The sequence below is a fragment of the Anaerotignum faecicola genome, from assembly GCA_024460105.1.
Classification (GTDB): Bacteria; Bacillota; Clostridia; order Lachnospirales; family Anaerotignaceae; genus JANFXS01.
The window spans coordinates 441,363-458,087 of record JANFXS010000001.1 but is presented as its reverse complement, the minus strand read 5'-3'; the positions used below and the strand labels follow the sequence as shown (position 1 = coordinate 458,087).

Sequence of the window (16,725 nt, the reverse complement as noted above, 5' to 3'; positions counted from 1 at the left end):
TTGTCAATTTTGATTGTTTAAGTCTAAGAATGTTTATTATTATTTTAATTGATCTGCCGGTAATTTATGAAAAATGTTTCAATTAAGAAAGAATATTAAAATAAAATGCAATTTTTTAAAATAAGTGCGCTTTTTATAAAAAATGTTTGGAATATCGACATTTTTATGATAAAGTATATTTATATATGGCCTTTGCAGGCATATGTTTGGAAACGGGGAGTTATATTGAGGGGTTATGGAGATGGAAACAGAAATATTGGTGCTTATCGGCCAAATGGAAATATTGGCCGTGCTTATTTTAATCGGCCTTTTTGCGCAGAAAAGCGGGTTGATGAACGAAACGAACATAAACAGTATGTCAGACATAATTGCAAAGCTTATACTTCCGTGCATGCTGTTTACAATGATTGGCGGAGGCGGCACAAGGGACGAATTGTTTGGAATGTGGAAGTTTTTAATTGCCTGCATACTGCTTTTTGTAATTGCAATTTCGGTGGGGTTTATACTTTCAAGGATTATCGGACTTTCACAGCCGGCTAAGAATATGCATATACTTGTGACGGCGTTTGGAAACGGAGGATATGTGGGCATACCTGTTATAGCCGCCATGTTTCCGGATAATTCGGGATTGGCGATAGCCGTATACTCTATGGTTGAAGCTGTTGTTTACTGGGTTTTCGGCCCTATGATAGTGGATACGTCGGGAAGCAGGAAGATAGATTTAAAAAAGGTTTTTACGCCGCTTACAATTTCCGTCCTGCTTGGCATACTTGTGCTTTTGCTGAATTTAAAGCCGGAAAATAATGTTGTTTGGGACACTTTAAGCAATGTCGGTTCCACCACTAAATATTTTGCGGCGATATACATAGGCTTGGATTTAGGAAGAAAAGGATTAAAAAAGATGGCGGCCAACCCGAAAGTTTTTACGGCCGTGCCTTTTAAGCTTGTGATACTGCCAGTTATTATATACCTTGTTTTCGGAAAGACCGGGTTTATTGAAGGCGACCTGCTGACAATGCTTGTGCTTTTTATGGCGACGCCTACTGGAATGTCGCTGCCTATAGTGGCTCGTATTGCGGGAAGCGACGATGCATATGCTACAAGCGGCACGATGGTGTGCACGATACTGTGCCTTTTTACAATGCCGTTTGTGCTTTGGCTTATTTCACATTTTTAATAAATACAGAGGGGGAGATTTATAAATGGTAAAATTATATGACACAGGGGCTTATCTCCTAAACGGCGACAAGATAATTGCCGACGGGAACGAGGCGGCCGCCGAACTTAAAGCTTGCGGAGTTTCAATATCTAAAGAGGACGCCGCCAAGAATACAATGGCGTATTCAATACTTGCCGGGCATAATACTTCAGGCGACAACGACAGGCTTAAAATAAGGTTCGACGCCCTTGCAAGCCATGACATAACATATGTAGGCATAGTACAGACGGCGAGGGCGAGCGGCCTTGAAAAATTTCCTATGCCTTATGTGTTGACAAACTGCCATAATTCGCTTTGCGCCGTTGGGGGCACTATTAACGAAGACGACCATTTATTCGGTTTAAGCTGTGCAAAAAGGTACGGCGGAATTTATGTGCCGGCGCATCAGGCCGTAATCCACCAGTATATGCGCGAGATGATGAGCGGCGTTGGCAAAATGATACTCGGAAGCGACAGCCACACCCGTTACGGGGCTTTGGGGACAATGGCCATAGGCGAAGGCGGCCCCGAGCTTGTTAAACAGCTTCTCAATAAAACTTACGATATTGACCGCCCCAAAGTCGTAGGCGTATATTTAGCGGGAAAGCCGGCCCCTTATGTAGGGCCTCAGGATATAGCGCTTGCTATTATAGGCGCCGTATTTGAAAACGGTTATGTTAAAAATAAAGTTATGGAATTTGTGGGCGACGGAATTAAAAATTTAAGCACGGATTTCAGAAACGGTATAGACGTTATGACTACCGAAACCACATGTCTTTCGTCGGTTTGGATTACAGACAGTGAAACCGAAAACTGGTATACTGTGCATGGCCGCGCCGGGGATTATAAAAAACAGGAGCCGGGCCGCGCCGCTTATTACGACGGAATGATTTATGTGGACATGTCGCTTGTAAAGCCGATGATTGCAATGCCTTTCCACCCAAGCAATATTTATACAATCGAAAGCCTTAATGAAAACCTCATGGATATACTGGACGAGGTGGAAAAGAAAGGCAGGGAACAGCTGGAAAGCGACACTGTGGAATTTACTCTTAAAGACAAGGTTAAAAACGGACGCCTTGTCGTTGAACAGGGCGTTATAGCAGGCTGTGCGGGAGGCACATATGAAAATATCTGCGACGCAAGGGATATATTAAAAGGACATTCGATAGGGCAGGACGAATTCGCGTTGAGCGTTTACCCTTCAAGCCAGCCTGTTTTCCTTCAGCTTGTTGAAAACGGTTCTATTGCGGATATTATGGTGTCGGGGGCGACTGTGCGTTCGGCGTTCTGCGGCCCGTGCTTCGGAGCAGGCGACGTACCGGCCAATAACTGCCTGAGCATACGCCATTCAACAAGGAATTTCCCTAACAGGGAAGGAAGTAAAATAACAAACGGACAAATAGCTTCGGTTGCCCTAATGGATGCAAGGAGCATTGCGGCAACCGCTGTGAACAAAGGCGTTTTAACTGCCGCAAGCGAGCTTGATTTTGAGCTTAGAAGGCCTCAATATTTCTTTAACCGGGAAGTTTATGACAACCGTTGTTATTATGGATTCGGAAAGCCCGATAAAAGCGTCGAGCTTAAATTCGGCCCCAATATAACGGACTGGCCTTCCATGAGCGGTTTGACTAAAGATTTGATTGTTAAAGTCGTTTCCGTTATCACAGATCCGGTAACGACAACCGACGAGCTTATACCGTCGGGCGAAACGTCGTCGTACCGTTCAAACCCTCTCGGCCTTGCGGAATTTACGCTTTCAAGGAAAGATCCTAAATATGTAGGCCGCGCAAAAGAAGTGCAGAAGGCGGAAAAGGCAAGGATTGCGGGAGAACAACCGCAGTCGGCGCTGGAGGAGCTGGAAGGCGTTTACGGAATGATTTCGGAAAAATTCAGCGGGTTTGACGTTAAATCAACCGGTATAGGCAGTACGATCTATGCCGTAAAGCCGGGCGACGGTTCCGCAAGGGAGCAGGCCGCAAGCTGTCAGAAAGTTCTCGGCGGCTGGGCGAATATTGCCGGGGAATACGCTACAAAACGCTACCGTTCAAACCTTATAAATTGGGGAATGCTGCCGTTTATACTAGACGGCGAGCCGCCTTTTGAAAACGGTGACTATATATATATCCCCAATATTGCCGAAGCCATAAAAGAGAAAAAAGGAGAAATAGACGCGTATATTGTAGGAAACGGCATGAAAAAGATGGTTCTTAAGCTCGGTGAACTTACGGATGACGAAAGGAAAATTATTCTTGCAGGATGCCTGATTAATTTCTACAGGGGCTAAAATAAAATCCCGCGGCGTAAAACTTTACGCTGCGGGCCTTTTTATTTTAAAATGTTATGGACGAAATTTTATGCGTCTGAATTTTATTAAACGGACTCAGCCGATTATATCCTCATAAACATCCTCGGCGCTGACGGGATTTTCAAGTATACCCTGTTGTAAAAGCCAGTTTATATTTTCCTCCCAAACAGCCTTGTCTTGGCTTAAAAATTTTGCGTTTTCGGTTTCCATTACAGGAAGAAGCGTTTCTATGCTCTGCATTTCCACATTTTCTTTAAGCGGGAAGTTTTCGGCGTTCTGATTTTCTAAAAGCAGTTTTACGGCTCCGGCAGGATCTTTTTTCATATCTTCAAACCCTTTCGCGCTGGCGCGGAGGAACCCTTCTATTTTATCCCTGTTTTCTTCAAGGTTTTTTTCGCCGGTAACAAAAACAAGTTCGTAGTAATCCGGCATACCGTATTCGTTAGGATAAAAATAGTTTACTTCAAAGCCTTCGTCCTCAAGCTCGGGCACTTCATGGTTGACCATGCATCCGATAGTTGCGTCTACATTTCCCGTTGTCATGGAGCTCATAAGATCGAACCCAACGTCTATAACTTCAACGTCGTCCATACTTCCGCCGGCTCCTTCGACCATAACGCGTATAATTGCTTCGCTGAGATCCGAACCCGACTGGCCTATTTTTTTGCCTATAAGATCCTTCGGCTCGGTAATATTTTTGTCTTTAAGAGACAGGAATATGTTTAACGGCTCCTGCGTTATTGCGCCTACAGATTTTACGGGAATGTCTTGGTCGCCTTTTGCGCGTATAATGTCGTGCATATAGTAGATGCCCATATCGGCTTTGCCCGCCGCCGTAAGGGAAATGGCGTCGTTTGTGTTGGATGGGAAACGTATTATAACGTTAAGGCCTTCTTCCGCGTAATAGCCGTTTTCGATTGCTTCATATATGAAGCTGTGTACGGCGTTCGGATACCAGTCGAGCACGACCTCAAAGTCCTCAAGTTCCTGAACGGAGCCTGTTTTATTGTCCTGTGTGCTTTCGCCGTTTGGCGTTTCGGCGTTTTGGCCTTCCGAGCCGCCCTGTGGAGAGCATGCGGCAAATATAAACGACGATGATATTAATAAAGCAAGCAATTTTTTTATCATAATTCTTTCCTCCATTTTATGAGTCTGTTTTCAATTACATTGATTACGGCTACAACAGCCATTGCCGCAATGCTTAAAAGCACAATGGGAGCGAAAACTCCGGCGCCGTCAAGCTGCGTCATCATCCTTTTGCTGAAATATCCCAGCCCGCTTTGCGCGCCGAGCCATTCCGCTATTGCCGCGCCGATTATTGAAAGGGGGACGGCCATTTTTAAGGCGGAGAAAAAGCTCGGCAGTGCGCCCGGTATTTTAAGTTTAAAAAATATTTCTTTTTTGCCCGCGCCGTATGTTATAAGCAGTTCTTCCATTTCCCGTTTGGCAGATTTAAGGCCGTCAAAAACGGTTATGGTTATGGGAAAAAATGTTATAAGCACGGTTACAAGCACTTTGCTCCAAATGCTGTAGCCGAACCACAGCACAAAAAGAGGGGCGATTGCCGTCGTAGGTATTGTCTGCGAAGCTATTATAATCGGATAAAGGGCTTTTTCTATTTTCGGATACAAATCCATAAGGCCCGCAAGAAACAGGCCGAAAATAACGGAAATTATAAGCCCTATTGCCGTTACCCCCATAGTTGCGGGAAGGTGGACGGTAAAAAGCGGAACGCGCAGGTCCCAAAGTTTTTTTATTATCTGTACGGGGGAAGGGAGTATATAATGAGCCCCAACAGCCATTGCCGCCGCCTGCCAAACTGCAAGCAACGCAGCGAACAATATTATAGCCGGAATATTCTTTTTCATATGAGCGCCCCCTGCCTTAAGTTTTTGATTAGCTTTTCTTTTAGCTCCACGATTTCAGGGCTTTTAAGCATGTCCCTGCTGCGGGGATATGGCAAGTTAATTTCGTGGATCTCGAAGTTTTTTATAGGCCGCTCGTTTATTACGAAAACTTTTCTTGAAAGGAAAACGGCTTCCTCAACGTCATGCGTTACAAAAAGTATCGTTTTTTGGTGTTTTTGCCATTCCTCGAGCAGCCATTCCTGAAGTGAAATACGCGTTAGGGAATCGAGGGCGGAAAACGGTTCGTCAAGAAGCAGAAGACTGCTTCCCGTTAGGAGAGTCCTTGCAAAAGAAGCCCTCTGCTTCATTCCGCCTGAAAGCTCTTTGGGGAATTTTGCTCGGTAATCGAAAAGGCCTACTTCTTTGAGCATATGCAGGGCTTTTTCTTTCATCTCGGCGGCGCTTTTTTTCTGTATCTCCATGGGCAGGCAGATATTTTTTTCTATTGTACGCCATGGAAAAAGCAGATCTTTTTGGGGCATATACGCGCTGTAGTTTTTGCCCGACGACACGTCTTTTCCGTTAAAAAGTATCGTGCCCTCCCGCGGCTTCTCAAGGCCGTTTATAAGGCGGAATACAGTGCTTTTGCCGCATCCTGACGTTCCGATCAGCGAGATAAAATCTCCCGGCGCAACGCTGAACGAAAGGTTCTGGATCATTGGAGCGCCGTCGCCTTCATATTGAAAAGTAACGTTTTTAAATTCAAGCATCGGCTACATCTCCATTTTGTATGACATATCCCAAAACATATATTCGTATTTACTGCATACCGTTATTATTTTTTCGAGGTTCAGAAGTTCTTCCTCGCTGTAATTTTCAGTAAGGCTGTCGACCATATCGATTATTATGTCGTTGCTTTCGGCGTACTCCGCGCTGCTGTAAGACTTAATCCAGTAGCCGTAAAATTCATGATTCTCGCATCCGGGAATTGTTTTCATAAAGTCGCCTATAAGTTTATAGCTCCATGAACATGCAAGCACGGCGACGGCTATTTCGGCAAGGCCTTCTTTAAGGCCGACGGAAATCATATAGTTTGTATAGCTTTCGTTTGCAAGGCTCATTTTTGCATTCTTAATATCGTCGGCGGATATGCCGAGTTTCCTTAAATAGTTTTGGTGTACGGCGTTTTCGGTGTTAAGTATTTCGTCTATCATTTTGGCGAAGGCGCGCATATATTTTTCTTCCCGCGCCTTTATAACGCCGAGGGCGAATACTTTCGCATACTGCATTAAATAGAGATGATCCTGTATCATGTAGAACCTGAAACTTTCTATAGGGAGCGTGCCGTCGCTTATGCCTTTTACAAAAGGGTGGCTGTTGTAGCTGTCCCATATTTCTTTGATACAGTTGTAAAGCCTTTCAGATGTTTTCATTAGATAATGCCTCCTGTAAATTTTTTTGCTAAACAGCAGTTCCAGCCTGTAAGGCGATTATAAACGCAAAAAACACTTCCGGTTGGGAAGTGTTTTTTTAAGCTCAATAGTTTTACTATTTAAGGCACTTCCTGCGTTGGTACTAACCATCAGGTTCAAAGGGACTCTCTCAGCATCAACAGCAAAGCTGTTGCAGCACCCCCGGGCCGCTATTTAGTTAAGGAGATTATATATCATATTCCGGATATTGTAAATAAATTTTAAAAGAAAAGCTTTGACAAATGTGGTATACTTGCATATTATAAATATTGCTGTTTTAACGCTGTAAGGCGGGCTCCGGGCAACGGGAAGCCCTTAGGCGTTAATTTGCGCGGGAATTTTTGCAGGCTTAATCTTTCCGACAAGGAAAACGGTATATACAGTTTATTTTTGCCGTTTGGGCATGCAAATAATTTTATTGATACTTTTTATTATACGGCCGGTTTTTGCCGAAACGGCGCGGATTTTTGTTTTTATAACGCCGCTTATATTCTGCCGTTAAAGCCGGCTCTGGATTGGGGGATTTTAATTGGATGAAAACATGCTGCTGTCTTTTGCCATAGATTTGGGAGAGGTGATGCTTAGGAACGGGGCCGAAACCCACAGGGTTGAGGATACTCTCGAAAGGATACTTTCGGTAAGCAAAGATTCCATGCCAGAAACGTTTGTAACGCCGACGGGGATTTTTGCCAGCATACACAGCCCGCTTTACGGCGGCACAATAACGAAATTCAAGCGTATTTCCGAAAGGTCTATAAACCTTGAAAAGGTAACGAAGGCCAATTCGCTTTCAAGGAATTTCGTAGAAGGGAAAATCAGCCTTGTAAAAGGTTTTGACGAGCTTGAAAAAATTGACGGTATCAAGCCCTTTAACACCGCGCTGGTGTTGTTAATGCACGGGCTTGTATGTTTTGCTTTCGCGCTTTTATTTAACGGATGTTTTACCGACGGGCTCGTTGCGTTTGCAGTGGGCGTGCTTTTGGGGATTACCAATAACCTCATGTCGCGAAGGACGTCACCGTTTCTTGCGTCGCTTATAGGCGGGGCTTCAATAACGATTTATACGATGGTATTTTACTGTTTGGGCATGGTTATAAGCTATGAAACGGTTATAACCGGCTCTATAATGCCGCTTGTGCCGGGCGTTGCGATTACAAACGCGGTAAGGGACATTATGAACGGGGATTTCCTTTCGGGAGCGAGCAGGGTTACGGAAGCCATTATAACGGCTGTTGCCGTTGCGGCAAGCGTCGGCGTTGTTTTGAGCGTTTCGTCAAAACTGGGGGTAATTTGATATGGCGGATATATGGACTTTTGCGTTTAATTTTGTGCTTTCGTTCCTTGCTACCATGGGTTTTGCGGTTATATATAACGCGCCGAAAAGGGAGCTTATAAACTGCGGGATAGCCGGGGCGTTAGGCTGGGTTGTGTATTTTTATATAATGGGGGAAACCACAAACTCCACATTATCGGTTTTCGGCGGTTCCATTGTGGTGTCTGCATGTTCAAGGGTACTTTCATATACAAGGCGGGCCCCAAGCACGCTGTTTTTGATTCCGGGAATAATACCGCTTGTGCCGGGATACCCGATGTATAATACGATGCTTGCAATGATTGAACAGGATTTGTATCATTCGTATTTAGAAGGGGTAGGCACGCTTCAAATGGCCGGAGCCATAGCGATAGGCATTGTATTTATATTTTCACTGCCGTATAGGGCGTTCGCATGGGTTGCGCCTAAGGACGAGAGAAAAAAAAGGAAAAAGTGACGGATATTGGCTTTGGATGCATATGGCTTTGGATTTGCAAGAGCGGCGCTCTGTACGGATACAATTCCGATTTATGTATAATTAAGAGGGCGCTTTTATTGAAAAGCCGTTTTGCGGCTGTAAGTTAAAACTGTATTTGTAATTAAAAGCGGAAAGCGTCTTAAAATAAAAAACAGGCCCTCAAACGGCGGTAAAGCCTTGGGGAGCCTGTTTTTGCGTTTATTTGCTTAAAAGTTCTATTCCTTTTTCAATGCGTTTAATTGTTTCTTCCCTGCCGAGTATGTCAGCCAGCTCGAAAGCTCCGCCCGGCGACGACGGCTTTCCTGAAAGAGCCGTCCTGATCGGCCATAAAAGCTGTCCGTTTTTAATTCCGAGTTCTCCGACAAGAGCCATCATGCTGTCATGGATTGCCGTTTCTTCCCAGTCCGAAAGATTTTCAAGCACAGGAAGGCATGCTTTAAGGCTTGAAAGGGCTATTTCTTCCGTCGTTTTCATTTTTTTATGAACGTAAAGCTCCGTAGTATATTCCGGAAGTTCGTCAAAGAAATCAACAAGGGCGCTTACGTCGTTTAAAGTTTCAAGGCGTTTTTGGAGCAGGGCGGCTATTTTCCTTAAATCAAGGCTCTTGTTTTTAACGGCTTCTTTAAGTTTAGGTTCCACAAGGGAAAAGTATTTTTCAAATTCCATGGCCTTAATATATTCGCCGTTCATCCATGTAAGCTTCTGTATGTCGAATATAGAAGGCGATTTGCTGAGGCCGCTGATGCTGAAACTCTTTTTAAGCTCTTCAAGCGTAAAGATTTCGGTGTTGTCTGACGGGCTCCAGCCTAAAAGGGCGATATAATTTATAATGGCGTCGGAAATATAGCCCTTTTCGATAAGATCCTGGAATGACGCGTCGCCGTTCCTTTTTGAAAGCTTATGATGCGCGTCTTTCATAACCGGCGGAAGGTGCACATAAGTCGGGGCGTCCCAGCCGAAAGCATCGTAAAGCAGGTTGTATTTAGGCGTTGAGGAAAGGTATTCGCTGCCGCGTACAACATGGGTTATTTTCATTAAATGGTCGTCTACGACGTTGGCGAAGTTATATGTCGGCATGCCGTCGCTTTTAATAAGTATCTGGTCGTCCAGTTCGCTGTTATCAACGCTGATTGTTCCGTAAACCGCATCTTCAAACGTGGTTTTGCCTTCCGTAGGCATTTTCTGGCGTATAACATAAGGCATGCCGCTTTTAAGATTATTGTTTATTTCATCTTGGCTTAGCGAAAGGCAGTGCCTGTCGTAATGGGAAAACGCGTCGCCCTCGCCGTTTTTCTCTTTAAGGCCGTCCAAGCGTTCTTTTGTGCAGAAACAGTAGTAAGCCTCGCCTTTTTTTACAAGCTCTTGTGCATACTGCATATACATTCCGCGGCGCTCGCTTTGGACATAAGGGCCGTAATCGCCTCCAACATCGGGACCTTCGTCATGGATAAGCCCCGTAATTTTAAGGGTGTTGTAAATTACGTCGACAGCGCCTTCAACGTACCTTTCCTGATCCGTATCTTCTATCCTTAATATAAATTTACCGCCGTTTGCTTTTGCGATAAGATATTCGTAAAGGGCGGTCCTTAAATTGCCTATGTGCATATACCCTGTGGGGCTTGGGGCAAACCTTGTTCTGATTTCCATTGTTTTTCCTCCGTAATTTCATAAATATAGTAATATAATTATTATACCTTTTTGCCGCCTGTTGTAAAGCCCTTTAAACATTCGCCCATGCGCCGTATGCCGGCTTCGAGTTTTTCGTCGCTTACGTTGATAAACGAAAGGCGCACATAACTGCTGTTTTCGCCGTTTATATAAAATTGGCCGCCATGGGAAAGGAGTACGTTTTTTTGCGCGCAGGCTTTTAAAAGCTCGTCGGCGGGTATTCCTTTCGTATCAATCCAAAGGCTTATGCCTCCGTTAGGCTTATGGTATTTTGCATAAGGTTTTAAAAGCCTGTCGGCATATTTAACGGCAATCCTGTATTTTTCCATGCCGTAAAGACGTATTGATTTTATGTGTTCCCGCCAGTTGTTTTCCCTGAAATATATATCAAGCGCTTTTTGAAGAAAACCGCTTGTTGAAATGTCGGTTGTATATTTGGCCGTCGTCATTCTGGAAATGATTTTTTTCGGCATTGCCGCAAATCCCACCCTCAGCCCCGGCATAAGTATTTTGGAAAAGCTTTTGATGTATACGACCCTGTTGCGGTAGTCCAGGGCTTTGAAAGGGACGATAGGTTCTTTTGAATAATTGAAGTCATAAAGGTTATCGTCCTCGATTATATAAAAGTTATATTTTTCCGCGAGATCCAGTATGGTTTTCTTTTTGGCGGAGGAATACGTCGCGCCTGTGGGGGTTTGGAAATACGCCATTATATATATGAATTTCGGACGGTACAGCTTTGCGAGGTTTTCCAAAGCGGAAATATCCATGCCGTCGTGCTCCATGGGTATTTCGATAATCTGACATCCTCTTGAAAGAAAGGAGCCGGCCGCGCCGTAAAATGTAGGCTTCTCCATAAAGACAACGTCGCCGTATGACGCCATTGCTTTGCTTACCGTATCGATTCCCTGCTGAGCGCCGGACAGCACCTGTATATTATCGGGAGTTTGGTTAATGCCGTATATTTCCAGATATTTGCAGAGGCTTTCACGCAATGGGAAAAAACCTTGGGCGTCCATGTTGCCAAAGGCGTTCCCGCGCTCCCTGTCGAGGAGGGAATCGAAGGCGGACTTGAATTCGTCGACAGGGAAAAGCTCTTGGGGCAGGGACGTGCTTGTGAAATTTATAATGCCCGGTCCCGCTTCAGGCCGTTTTATAAGGCGCATGTGCTCTTCTATAACGGGCGGGGGTATTTCTTCAAGCGGTATGGGGGAAACAAAGGTGCCGCTGCCTGTTTGGGAATAGACGGCCTTTTTGTTTTCAAGGTATTTATAGGCTGAAACCGCCGTTGAGTTATTAACGCCGGCTTCTTCCGCAAGGCGGCGTATCGGCGGCAGTTTTTCATTTGGTTTGAGAACGCCGTTTTCGATAAGAAGGAATATTGCGTCGCCAAGCTGCCTGTACAGAGGCGTCTGAAGCGTTTTGTCTACTTTTATATTAAATATACTGTCCATGGCCGTTCCTTTCTGTGTTTTTGTATTAATACAATTATACTATAATATATTGTGTTTTTAATATAAATATTTATTGACAACAAAGTTGTATTAAAATATAATCATTTTTGTTGGAATAAAGGTTTAAAAGCCATAAAAAGGAGAAGTAGCCGGCTTAACTGCCATTTAAGAGAGAAAACCCTTTGGCTGTAAGGTTTTTATGAGGTATGACGGCGAAGCAGCCTTTTTGGATTTTTCCGGGCTTCCCGCATAAAGCGGGACGTTTCCCTTGCGTTAAAAGGAAGATAAGAGATGCTTTTTTGCATAATTAGGGTGGTACCGCGAGTGTGTTCTCGTCCCTTAGAGGGATTGGACGCGCTTTTTTTTATGCTCCGATATTCATTATGCCGCATTGTGCGGCTGTTAAAAATACCTATTTCGGGGATACTGATATTATTAAAACAAAGGAGAATTTGAGTATGAAACAAATGGGAGTTAATGAAGTAAGGGAAAAGTTCCTTTCGTTTTTCGAAAGCAAACAGCATTTAAGGCTGCCGAGCGCGTCTTTGATACCGCATAACGACAACAGCCTTTTGCTTATAAACTCCGGCATGGCGCCGCTTAAACCGTTCTTTACGGGGCAGGAAACGCCGCCGAGCAAAAGGGTTACGACATGCCAAAAATGCATAAGGACGGGCGATATTGAAAACGTCGGCAAAACGGCGCGCCACGGAACTTTCTTTGAAATGCTCGGCGATTTCTCATTCGGAGATTATTTCAAGATGGAAATAATACCGTGGAGCTGGGAATTTGTTACAAAGGTTATGGAAATACCTGAGGATAAGCTTTATGTGACTGTTTATAAGGACGACGACGAGGCGGCTAAAATATGGCATGAGGTTGTGGGCCTCCCTAAAGACAGAATTTTTTACATGGGTAAAGAAGATAATTTTTGGGAACACGGAACAGGCCCATGCGGCCCATGTTCCGAAATTTATTACGACAGGGGAGAGAAATACGGCTGCGGCAAAGAAGGCTGTACGGTAGGGTGCGACTGCGACCGCTATATGGAATTTTGGAACCTCGTTTTCACACAGTTTAACGCCGAGCCGGACGGGACTTATACGGATCTCGAGTTTAAAAATATAGATACGGGCATGGGCCTTGAACGAATGGCGGCGATTATGCAGGGCGTAGATTCCATATTCGACGTCGATACGGTTAAGGCTTTAAGGGACGAGGTATGCCGCATTGCGGGCGTTGAATACATGAAAGACCATAAAACGGACGTAAGCGTGCGCGTTATAACCGACCATATACGTTCCGTTACGTTTATGACTGCCGACGGAGTGCTTCCTTCAAATGAAGGGCGCGGATACGTTTTAAGGAGGCTTTTAAGGCGCGCCGCACGCCACGGCAAGCTTCTCGGTATAAACGGCGAGTTTTTGGCAAACCTCTGCGACGTTGTCATAGAGTGCAGCGGCGAAGCCTATCCGGAGCTTGTGGAGAAGAAAGACTATATTAAAAAAGTGCTTTCGGTTGAAGAAAACAGCTTTTACAAAACCATTGACAAAGGCATGGAAATACTTAAAAACGATATAGCCGAAATTAAAGCCGCCGGCAGGAATGTGATGGACGGAGCTATGAGTTTCCGCCTTTACGACACATACGGTTTCCCTATCGACCTTACAAAGGAAATACTTGAAGAAGAAGGGATATCCCTTGACGAGGACGCTTTCCTCGAGGAAATGAAAATACAAAAGGAAAGGGCAAGGGCGGCGCGCGCCGAAAGCAACTATATGGGCGCCGACGAAACGGTTTACCATCAGTTGGATACAAATATGACGACGGAATTTGCAGGCTACGACGTAAGCGTTGTAGATGACGCCGAAATTATAGCCGTCGTGGCGAACAATGAAGTTTCGGAAACCGCTTCGGTGGGCGACGAAGTTTCCGTATTCCTTGACAGAACGCCTTTTTATGCGGAAATGGGCGGCCAGGTAGGAGATATCGGAGTGATTAAAACGAATATGGGCACGGTTGAGGTGACCGACTGCATAAAGGTAGTAGGCGGCAAAATTGCCCATATAGGTTCTGTTGTGGACGGAAGCATTAAAGTGGGAGAAAAAGCGTCGGCGTCGTACGACGTTAAAAACAGGCTTTCGATTTCAAGGAACCACAGCGCTACTCACCTTCTTCAGAAAGCTTTAAGGGACGTGCTTGGAACCCATATCCAACAGGCCGGATCGTATGTTTCGGCAGACAGGCTGCGTTTTGACTTTACCCACTTTACGGCAATGACGGCGGAAGAAATAAGGAAAGTCGAAAATATCGTAAATGAAAAGATATACGAAAGCATTGACATTACGGCTTGCGAAAAAACCATAGACGACGCGCGCAAAATGGGTGCGACGGCTCTTTTCGGCGAGAAATACGGCAATATTGTGCGCGTTGTGGACATGGGCGGATACTCCATAGAGCTTTGCGGCGGTGCGCACCTTAAAAATACGGCTCAGATAGGAAGTTTTAAAATTGTCTCTGAAGGCGGCGTTGCATCGGGCGTAAGAAGGATTGAGGCGCTTACGGGCGCGGGAGCCGTTAAGTTCTACCAGCGCCAAGAGGATATGCTTAAAAACGTATGCGCGGCCCTTAAGACAACGCCGGACAATATGGTTAAACGCGTTGAGGGGCTTATTGCGGAACAGAAAACCATTTCCAAGGAATTAAGCGCGCTTAAAGCCAAAATGGCGGGAGACGCGGCAGGAAACATATTGGAAGGCAAAACGGAAATTAACGGCATAAACGTAATATGTGCCGAAGTTAAAGGCTCCGACGGGGCAGGGCTTAAAACAATGGGCGACGAGCTTAAAAATAAACTAGGAAGCCTTGTTATAGCGCTCGCAAGCGAAAACGAAGGCAAGGTTAACCTTGTGGCAATGGCAACGGACGACGCCGTTAAGAAAGGCGCGCATTGCGGCAGCATTATAAAAGCGGCGGCGGCCGTATGCGGCGGAGGCGGCGGCGGAAAGCCGAATATGGCCCAGGCAGGCGGAAAGGACGCGTCTAAAATAGGCGATGCGCTTCAAAAGGCTTTGGAAGTTATAAAGAGCCAAATTTAATGGCCGTAACGATTTTGGAAAAAGCATGTTTACGTCTGAAATACAAATGCGGCGGACGCTTTGGAAGAAATTATTTAGAGGTTTTGCGGAGGTAAAATTTAATACTGCGGATTCATGCCGCTTTAACGGATTGGCGTATTTTGCGCCGATCCGTTTTTTTGTGGAATATAAGATAAATTCGGTTTACGGGGGAATATACGTTGGGGAATTTATTTGGCATAATTTCGACGGCTCCCGAGCATTTTTTCTGATTTTAAATTGCCGATGCTTTTCTCGGATGCGAACGGAGAAAATTTTTTATTGTTCAAAAAGCAGACGCATAGGCTTGCCGCCGGAGAATCATACGAACCGTGTAAGAGCCGCGGCGGGCAGCGTTCTATGAAGGGAATTTCAATAGTCCAGCCGAATATTTGGAGAACGGAAGGGCAGTAAAAATTCCCTTCGGAGCATGTGTGTCATTGTAAGATGAAGATATGAAAAAATTCTATAAACGGCAATGCCGGATTCGGTTTACAATGGCACATATGCCACGCAAGGAAAAAATTTCGCATTTCGGTATTTATGCGCTTGTCATAGGATGCGTGCCGCGCTTTGAACGGCAAAAGTTTTTCCCTTGGTAAGGCCGTAAGAGTTTTAACGGCAGAAAAGGCGCAAAATCTGGGCAAAGACGCGCGGGCGCGGAAAATCCCAAGCCAAGCGGCTTTAATGCGGATATTTCGCCTTTACTTACCGAAAACCGTAAGTATCATCGGTAAACCGAAGCCGGCAAAGCGTTTTATATATATCTTATTATGGTATGTTTTGGGACGCCAAAACCGCATGCAGATTGAAGATATATTGGTATAATAACTTAAATGCGCCGTATCGTGTATAACAGTGGAATGAATGTTCAAAAGGTTTGAAATAAAGAAGAATAAATTTCGGCAGATTTGTATGGGTTAACGCGGATTAATTTTATTTTTCGGCAATGTTGCTATTTGGGAATGGAAATATTTATATATAATTTCATATAAAACTCCATTGACATATCGGTTTAAAAGGTGCAATAATATAAACATACAGAAATTACGAATATAGTTCGGTTATACCGAAAAAAGGAGTTTTGTTATGGCAAATCCTAAAGGGGTTATAATACAGTCGGTTGCCAGGGCGCTGGATATACTGGAATACTTTTCAAACAGGAGGGAAATGGGCATTTCGGAAATTTCCGAATGTATGAACCTCAGTAAAAGCACTGTTTACGGCCTTGTTAATACCCTTGTAAGCTATGGGTATCTTGAGCAGGACGGTTCGACAAAGAAATATAAGCTTGGCATGAAGCTTTTTGAAATGGGCAGAACGGTGGAAAGCCGTATGGATTTAAGAAGCGAGGCAAGGCCGTTTTGTGAAATGCTTTCACAAAAATACGGTCAGACAGTACATTTGGCTACACATTGTGAGGGCGAGGTTGTATATATAGACAAGTTTGATATGCCTGATTTCCTGATTACATATTCTCAAGTCGGAAAGCGCGCTCCCATGACATGCACAGGCGTTGGAAAAGCGATGCTTGCATATCTTCCTAAAAGCTATATAGAAAAATATATACTCGGCAGGGAATTTACGGTTAAAACTCCTAATTCCATTAAAAACGAAGCGGAGCTTGAAAAGGAACTTTCGATAATCGCAAAAAAAGGCTATGCCCAAGACAGGGAGGAAATAGAAATAGGGCTCAGGTGCGTAGCCGCGCCGATATTTAACTGCAAAAAGGAACCGGTGGCCGCAATAAGTATTTCGGGCATGGCAAACAAAATGACGCCTGATGCGATAAGCGTTATTGCAGATGATATTGTGAAATGCGCAAAGGATATTTCATTTAAAATCGGATGCAGGGATTAGTATTTCGGAAAG

At 44.6% G+C, this 16,725-nt stretch carries 13 protein-coding genes, 1 riboswitch and 1 other annotated feature; of the genes, 7 read left to right on the top strand and 6 right to left on the bottom strand.

Annotated features, from left to right (window positions below):
* Positions 1 to 235 precede the first annotated feature (235 nt).
* Positions 236 to 1,177 (top strand): AEC family transporter, encoded by a 942-nt coding sequence (locus NE664_02025; GenBank protein MCQ4725440.1) that lies wholly within the window; start codon positions 236 to 238, stop codon positions 1,175 to 1,177.
* 25 nt (positions 1,178 to 1,202) lie between these two features.
* Entirely contained in the window at positions 1,203 to 3,485 is a 2,283-nt protein-coding gene (locus NE664_02020; protein MCQ4725439.1) for a hydratase, read from the top strand.
* Between the two features lie 96 nt (positions 3,486 to 3,581).
* Here NE664_02020 and NE664_02015 read toward each other — a convergent pair whose 3' ends face one another.
* From NE664_02015 to tenA, 4 genes are read right to left on the bottom strand one after another with little or no spacing between them, the layout of a single operon-like run.
* Complete coding sequence (locus NE664_02015; GenBank protein ID MCQ4725438.1) at positions 3,582 to 4,634, bottom strand: ABC transporter substrate-binding protein; 1,053 nt, start codon at positions 4,632 to 4,634, stop codon at positions 3,582 to 3,584.
* Positions 4,631 to 5,374: an ABC transporter permease gene (locus tag NE664_02010; GenBank protein MCQ4725437.1), complete on the bottom strand. Its 744-nt coding sequence runs from the start codon at positions 5,372 to 5,374 to the stop codon at positions 4,631 to 4,633. Before NE664_02010 ends, NE664_02015 begins: the two co-directional genes overlap by 4 nt.
* Positions 5,371 to 6,123, bottom strand: coding sequence for an ABC transporter ATP-binding protein (locus tag NE664_02005; GenBank protein MCQ4725436.1), 753 nt, complete (start codon positions 6,121 to 6,123; stop codon positions 5,371 to 5,373). The genes NE664_02010 and NE664_02005 overlap by 4 nt, the downstream gene beginning before the upstream one ends.
* Positions 6,124 to 6,126: 3 nt before the next feature.
* Entirely contained in the window at positions 6,127 to 6,786 is a 660-nt protein-coding gene (gene tenA / locus NE664_02000) for a thiaminase II (GenBank protein ID MCQ4725435.1), read from the bottom strand.
* Positions 6,787 to 6,897: 111 nt separating this feature from the next.
* Positions 6,898 to 6,999: riboswitch (TPP riboswitch) on the bottom strand.
* A gap of 355 nt (positions 7,000 to 7,354) precedes the next feature.
* Here tenA and NE664_01995 point away from each other — a divergent pair.
* Complete coding sequence (locus NE664_01995; protein MCQ4725434.1) at positions 7,355 to 8,119, top strand: threonine/serine exporter family protein; 765 nt, start codon at positions 7,355 to 7,357, stop codon at positions 8,117 to 8,119.
* A 1-nt stretch (position 8,120) separates the two neighbouring features.
* A complete protein-coding gene (locus NE664_01990; protein MCQ4725433.1) occupies positions 8,121 to 8,594 on the top strand; it encodes a threonine/serine exporter family protein in 474 nt (157 codons plus the stop codon).
* Between the two features lie 219 nt (positions 8,595 to 8,813).
* Here the strand turns inward: NE664_01990 and gltX are convergent, their stop codons facing one another.
* Both gltX and NE664_01980 read right to left on the bottom strand, forming a co-directional pair.
* Entirely contained in the window at positions 8,814 to 10,262 is a 1,449-nt protein-coding gene (gene gltX / locus NE664_01985) for a glutamate--tRNA ligase (GenBank protein MCQ4725432.1), read from the bottom strand.
* A 41-nt stretch (positions 10,263 to 10,303) separates the two neighbouring features.
* A complete protein-coding gene (locus tag NE664_01980) occupies positions 10,304 to 11,737 on the bottom strand; it encodes a PLP-dependent aminotransferase family protein (protein MCQ4725431.1) in 1,434 nt (477 codons plus the stop codon).
* A gap of 123 nt (positions 11,738 to 11,860) precedes the next feature.
* Positions 11,861 to 12,080 (top strand) — a binding site (T-box leader).
* Between the two features lie 115 nt (positions 12,081 to 12,195).
* On the opposite strand from NE664_01980, the gene alaS reads away from it, so the two are divergent.
* The 3 genes from alaS (at position 12,196) to NE664_01965 (ending at position 16,713) form a co-directional block, all read left to right on the top strand.
* Positions 12,196 to 14,835, top strand: coding sequence for an alanine--tRNA ligase (alaS, locus tag NE664_01975; GenBank protein MCQ4725430.1), 2,640 nt, complete (start codon positions 12,196 to 12,198; stop codon positions 14,833 to 14,835).
* A gap of 300 nt (positions 14,836 to 15,135) precedes the next feature.
* Entirely contained in the window at positions 15,136 to 15,267 is a 132-nt protein-coding gene (locus tag NE664_01970; GenBank protein ID MCQ4725429.1) for a hypothetical protein, read from the top strand.
* Between the two features lie 675 nt (positions 15,268 to 15,942).
* Positions 15,943 to 16,713, top strand: a complete 771-nt coding sequence (locus tag NE664_01965; GenBank protein ID MCQ4725428.1) for an IclR family transcriptional regulator — start codon at positions 15,943 to 15,945, stop codon at positions 16,711 to 16,713.
* Positions 16,714 to 16,725 lie beyond the last annotated feature (12 nt).

Excerpts from the sequence above, each read along its gene's own strand:
- NE664_02020 (MCQ4725439.1), top strand. The coding sequence starts at position 1,203 with ATGGTAAAATTATATGACACAGGGGCTTATCTCCTAAACGGCGACAAG.
- NE664_02010 (MCQ4725437.1), bottom strand. The coding sequence starts at position 5,374 with ATGAAAAAGAATATTCCGGCTATAATATTGTTCGCTGCGTTGCTTGCA.
- NE664_01990 (MCQ4725433.1), top strand. The coding sequence starts at position 8,121 with ATGGCGGATATATGGACTTTTGCGTTTAATTTTGTGCTTTCGTTCCTT.
- NE664_01980 (MCQ4725431.1), bottom strand. The coding sequence starts at position 11,737 with ATGGACAGTATATTTAATATAAAAGTAGACAAAACGCTTCAGACGCCT.
- NE664_02015 (MCQ4725438.1), bottom strand. The coding sequence starts at position 4,634 with ATGATAAAAAAATTGCTTGCTTTATTAATATCATCGTCGTTTATATTT.
- NE664_01965 (MCQ4725428.1), top strand. The coding sequence starts at position 15,943 with ATGGCAAATCCTAAAGGGGTTATAATACAGTCGGTTGCCAGGGCGCTG.
- alaS (MCQ4725430.1), top strand. The coding sequence starts at position 12,196 with ATGAAACAAATGGGAGTTAATGAAGTAAGGGAAAAGTTCCTTTCGTTT.
- gltX (MCQ4725432.1), bottom strand. The coding sequence starts at position 10,262 with ATGGAAATCAGAACAAGGTTTGCCCCAAGCCCCACAGGGTATATGCAC.
- NE664_02005 (MCQ4725436.1), bottom strand. The coding sequence starts at position 6,123 with ATGCTTGAATTTAAAAACGTTACTTTTCAATATGAAGGCGACGGCGCT.
- NE664_02025 (MCQ4725440.1), top strand. The coding sequence starts at position 236 with ATGGAGATGGAAACAGAAATATTGGTGCTTATCGGCCAAATGGAAATA.
- tenA (MCQ4725435.1), bottom strand. The coding sequence starts at position 6,786 with ATGAAAACATCTGAAAGGCTTTACAACTGTATCAAAGAAATATGGGAC.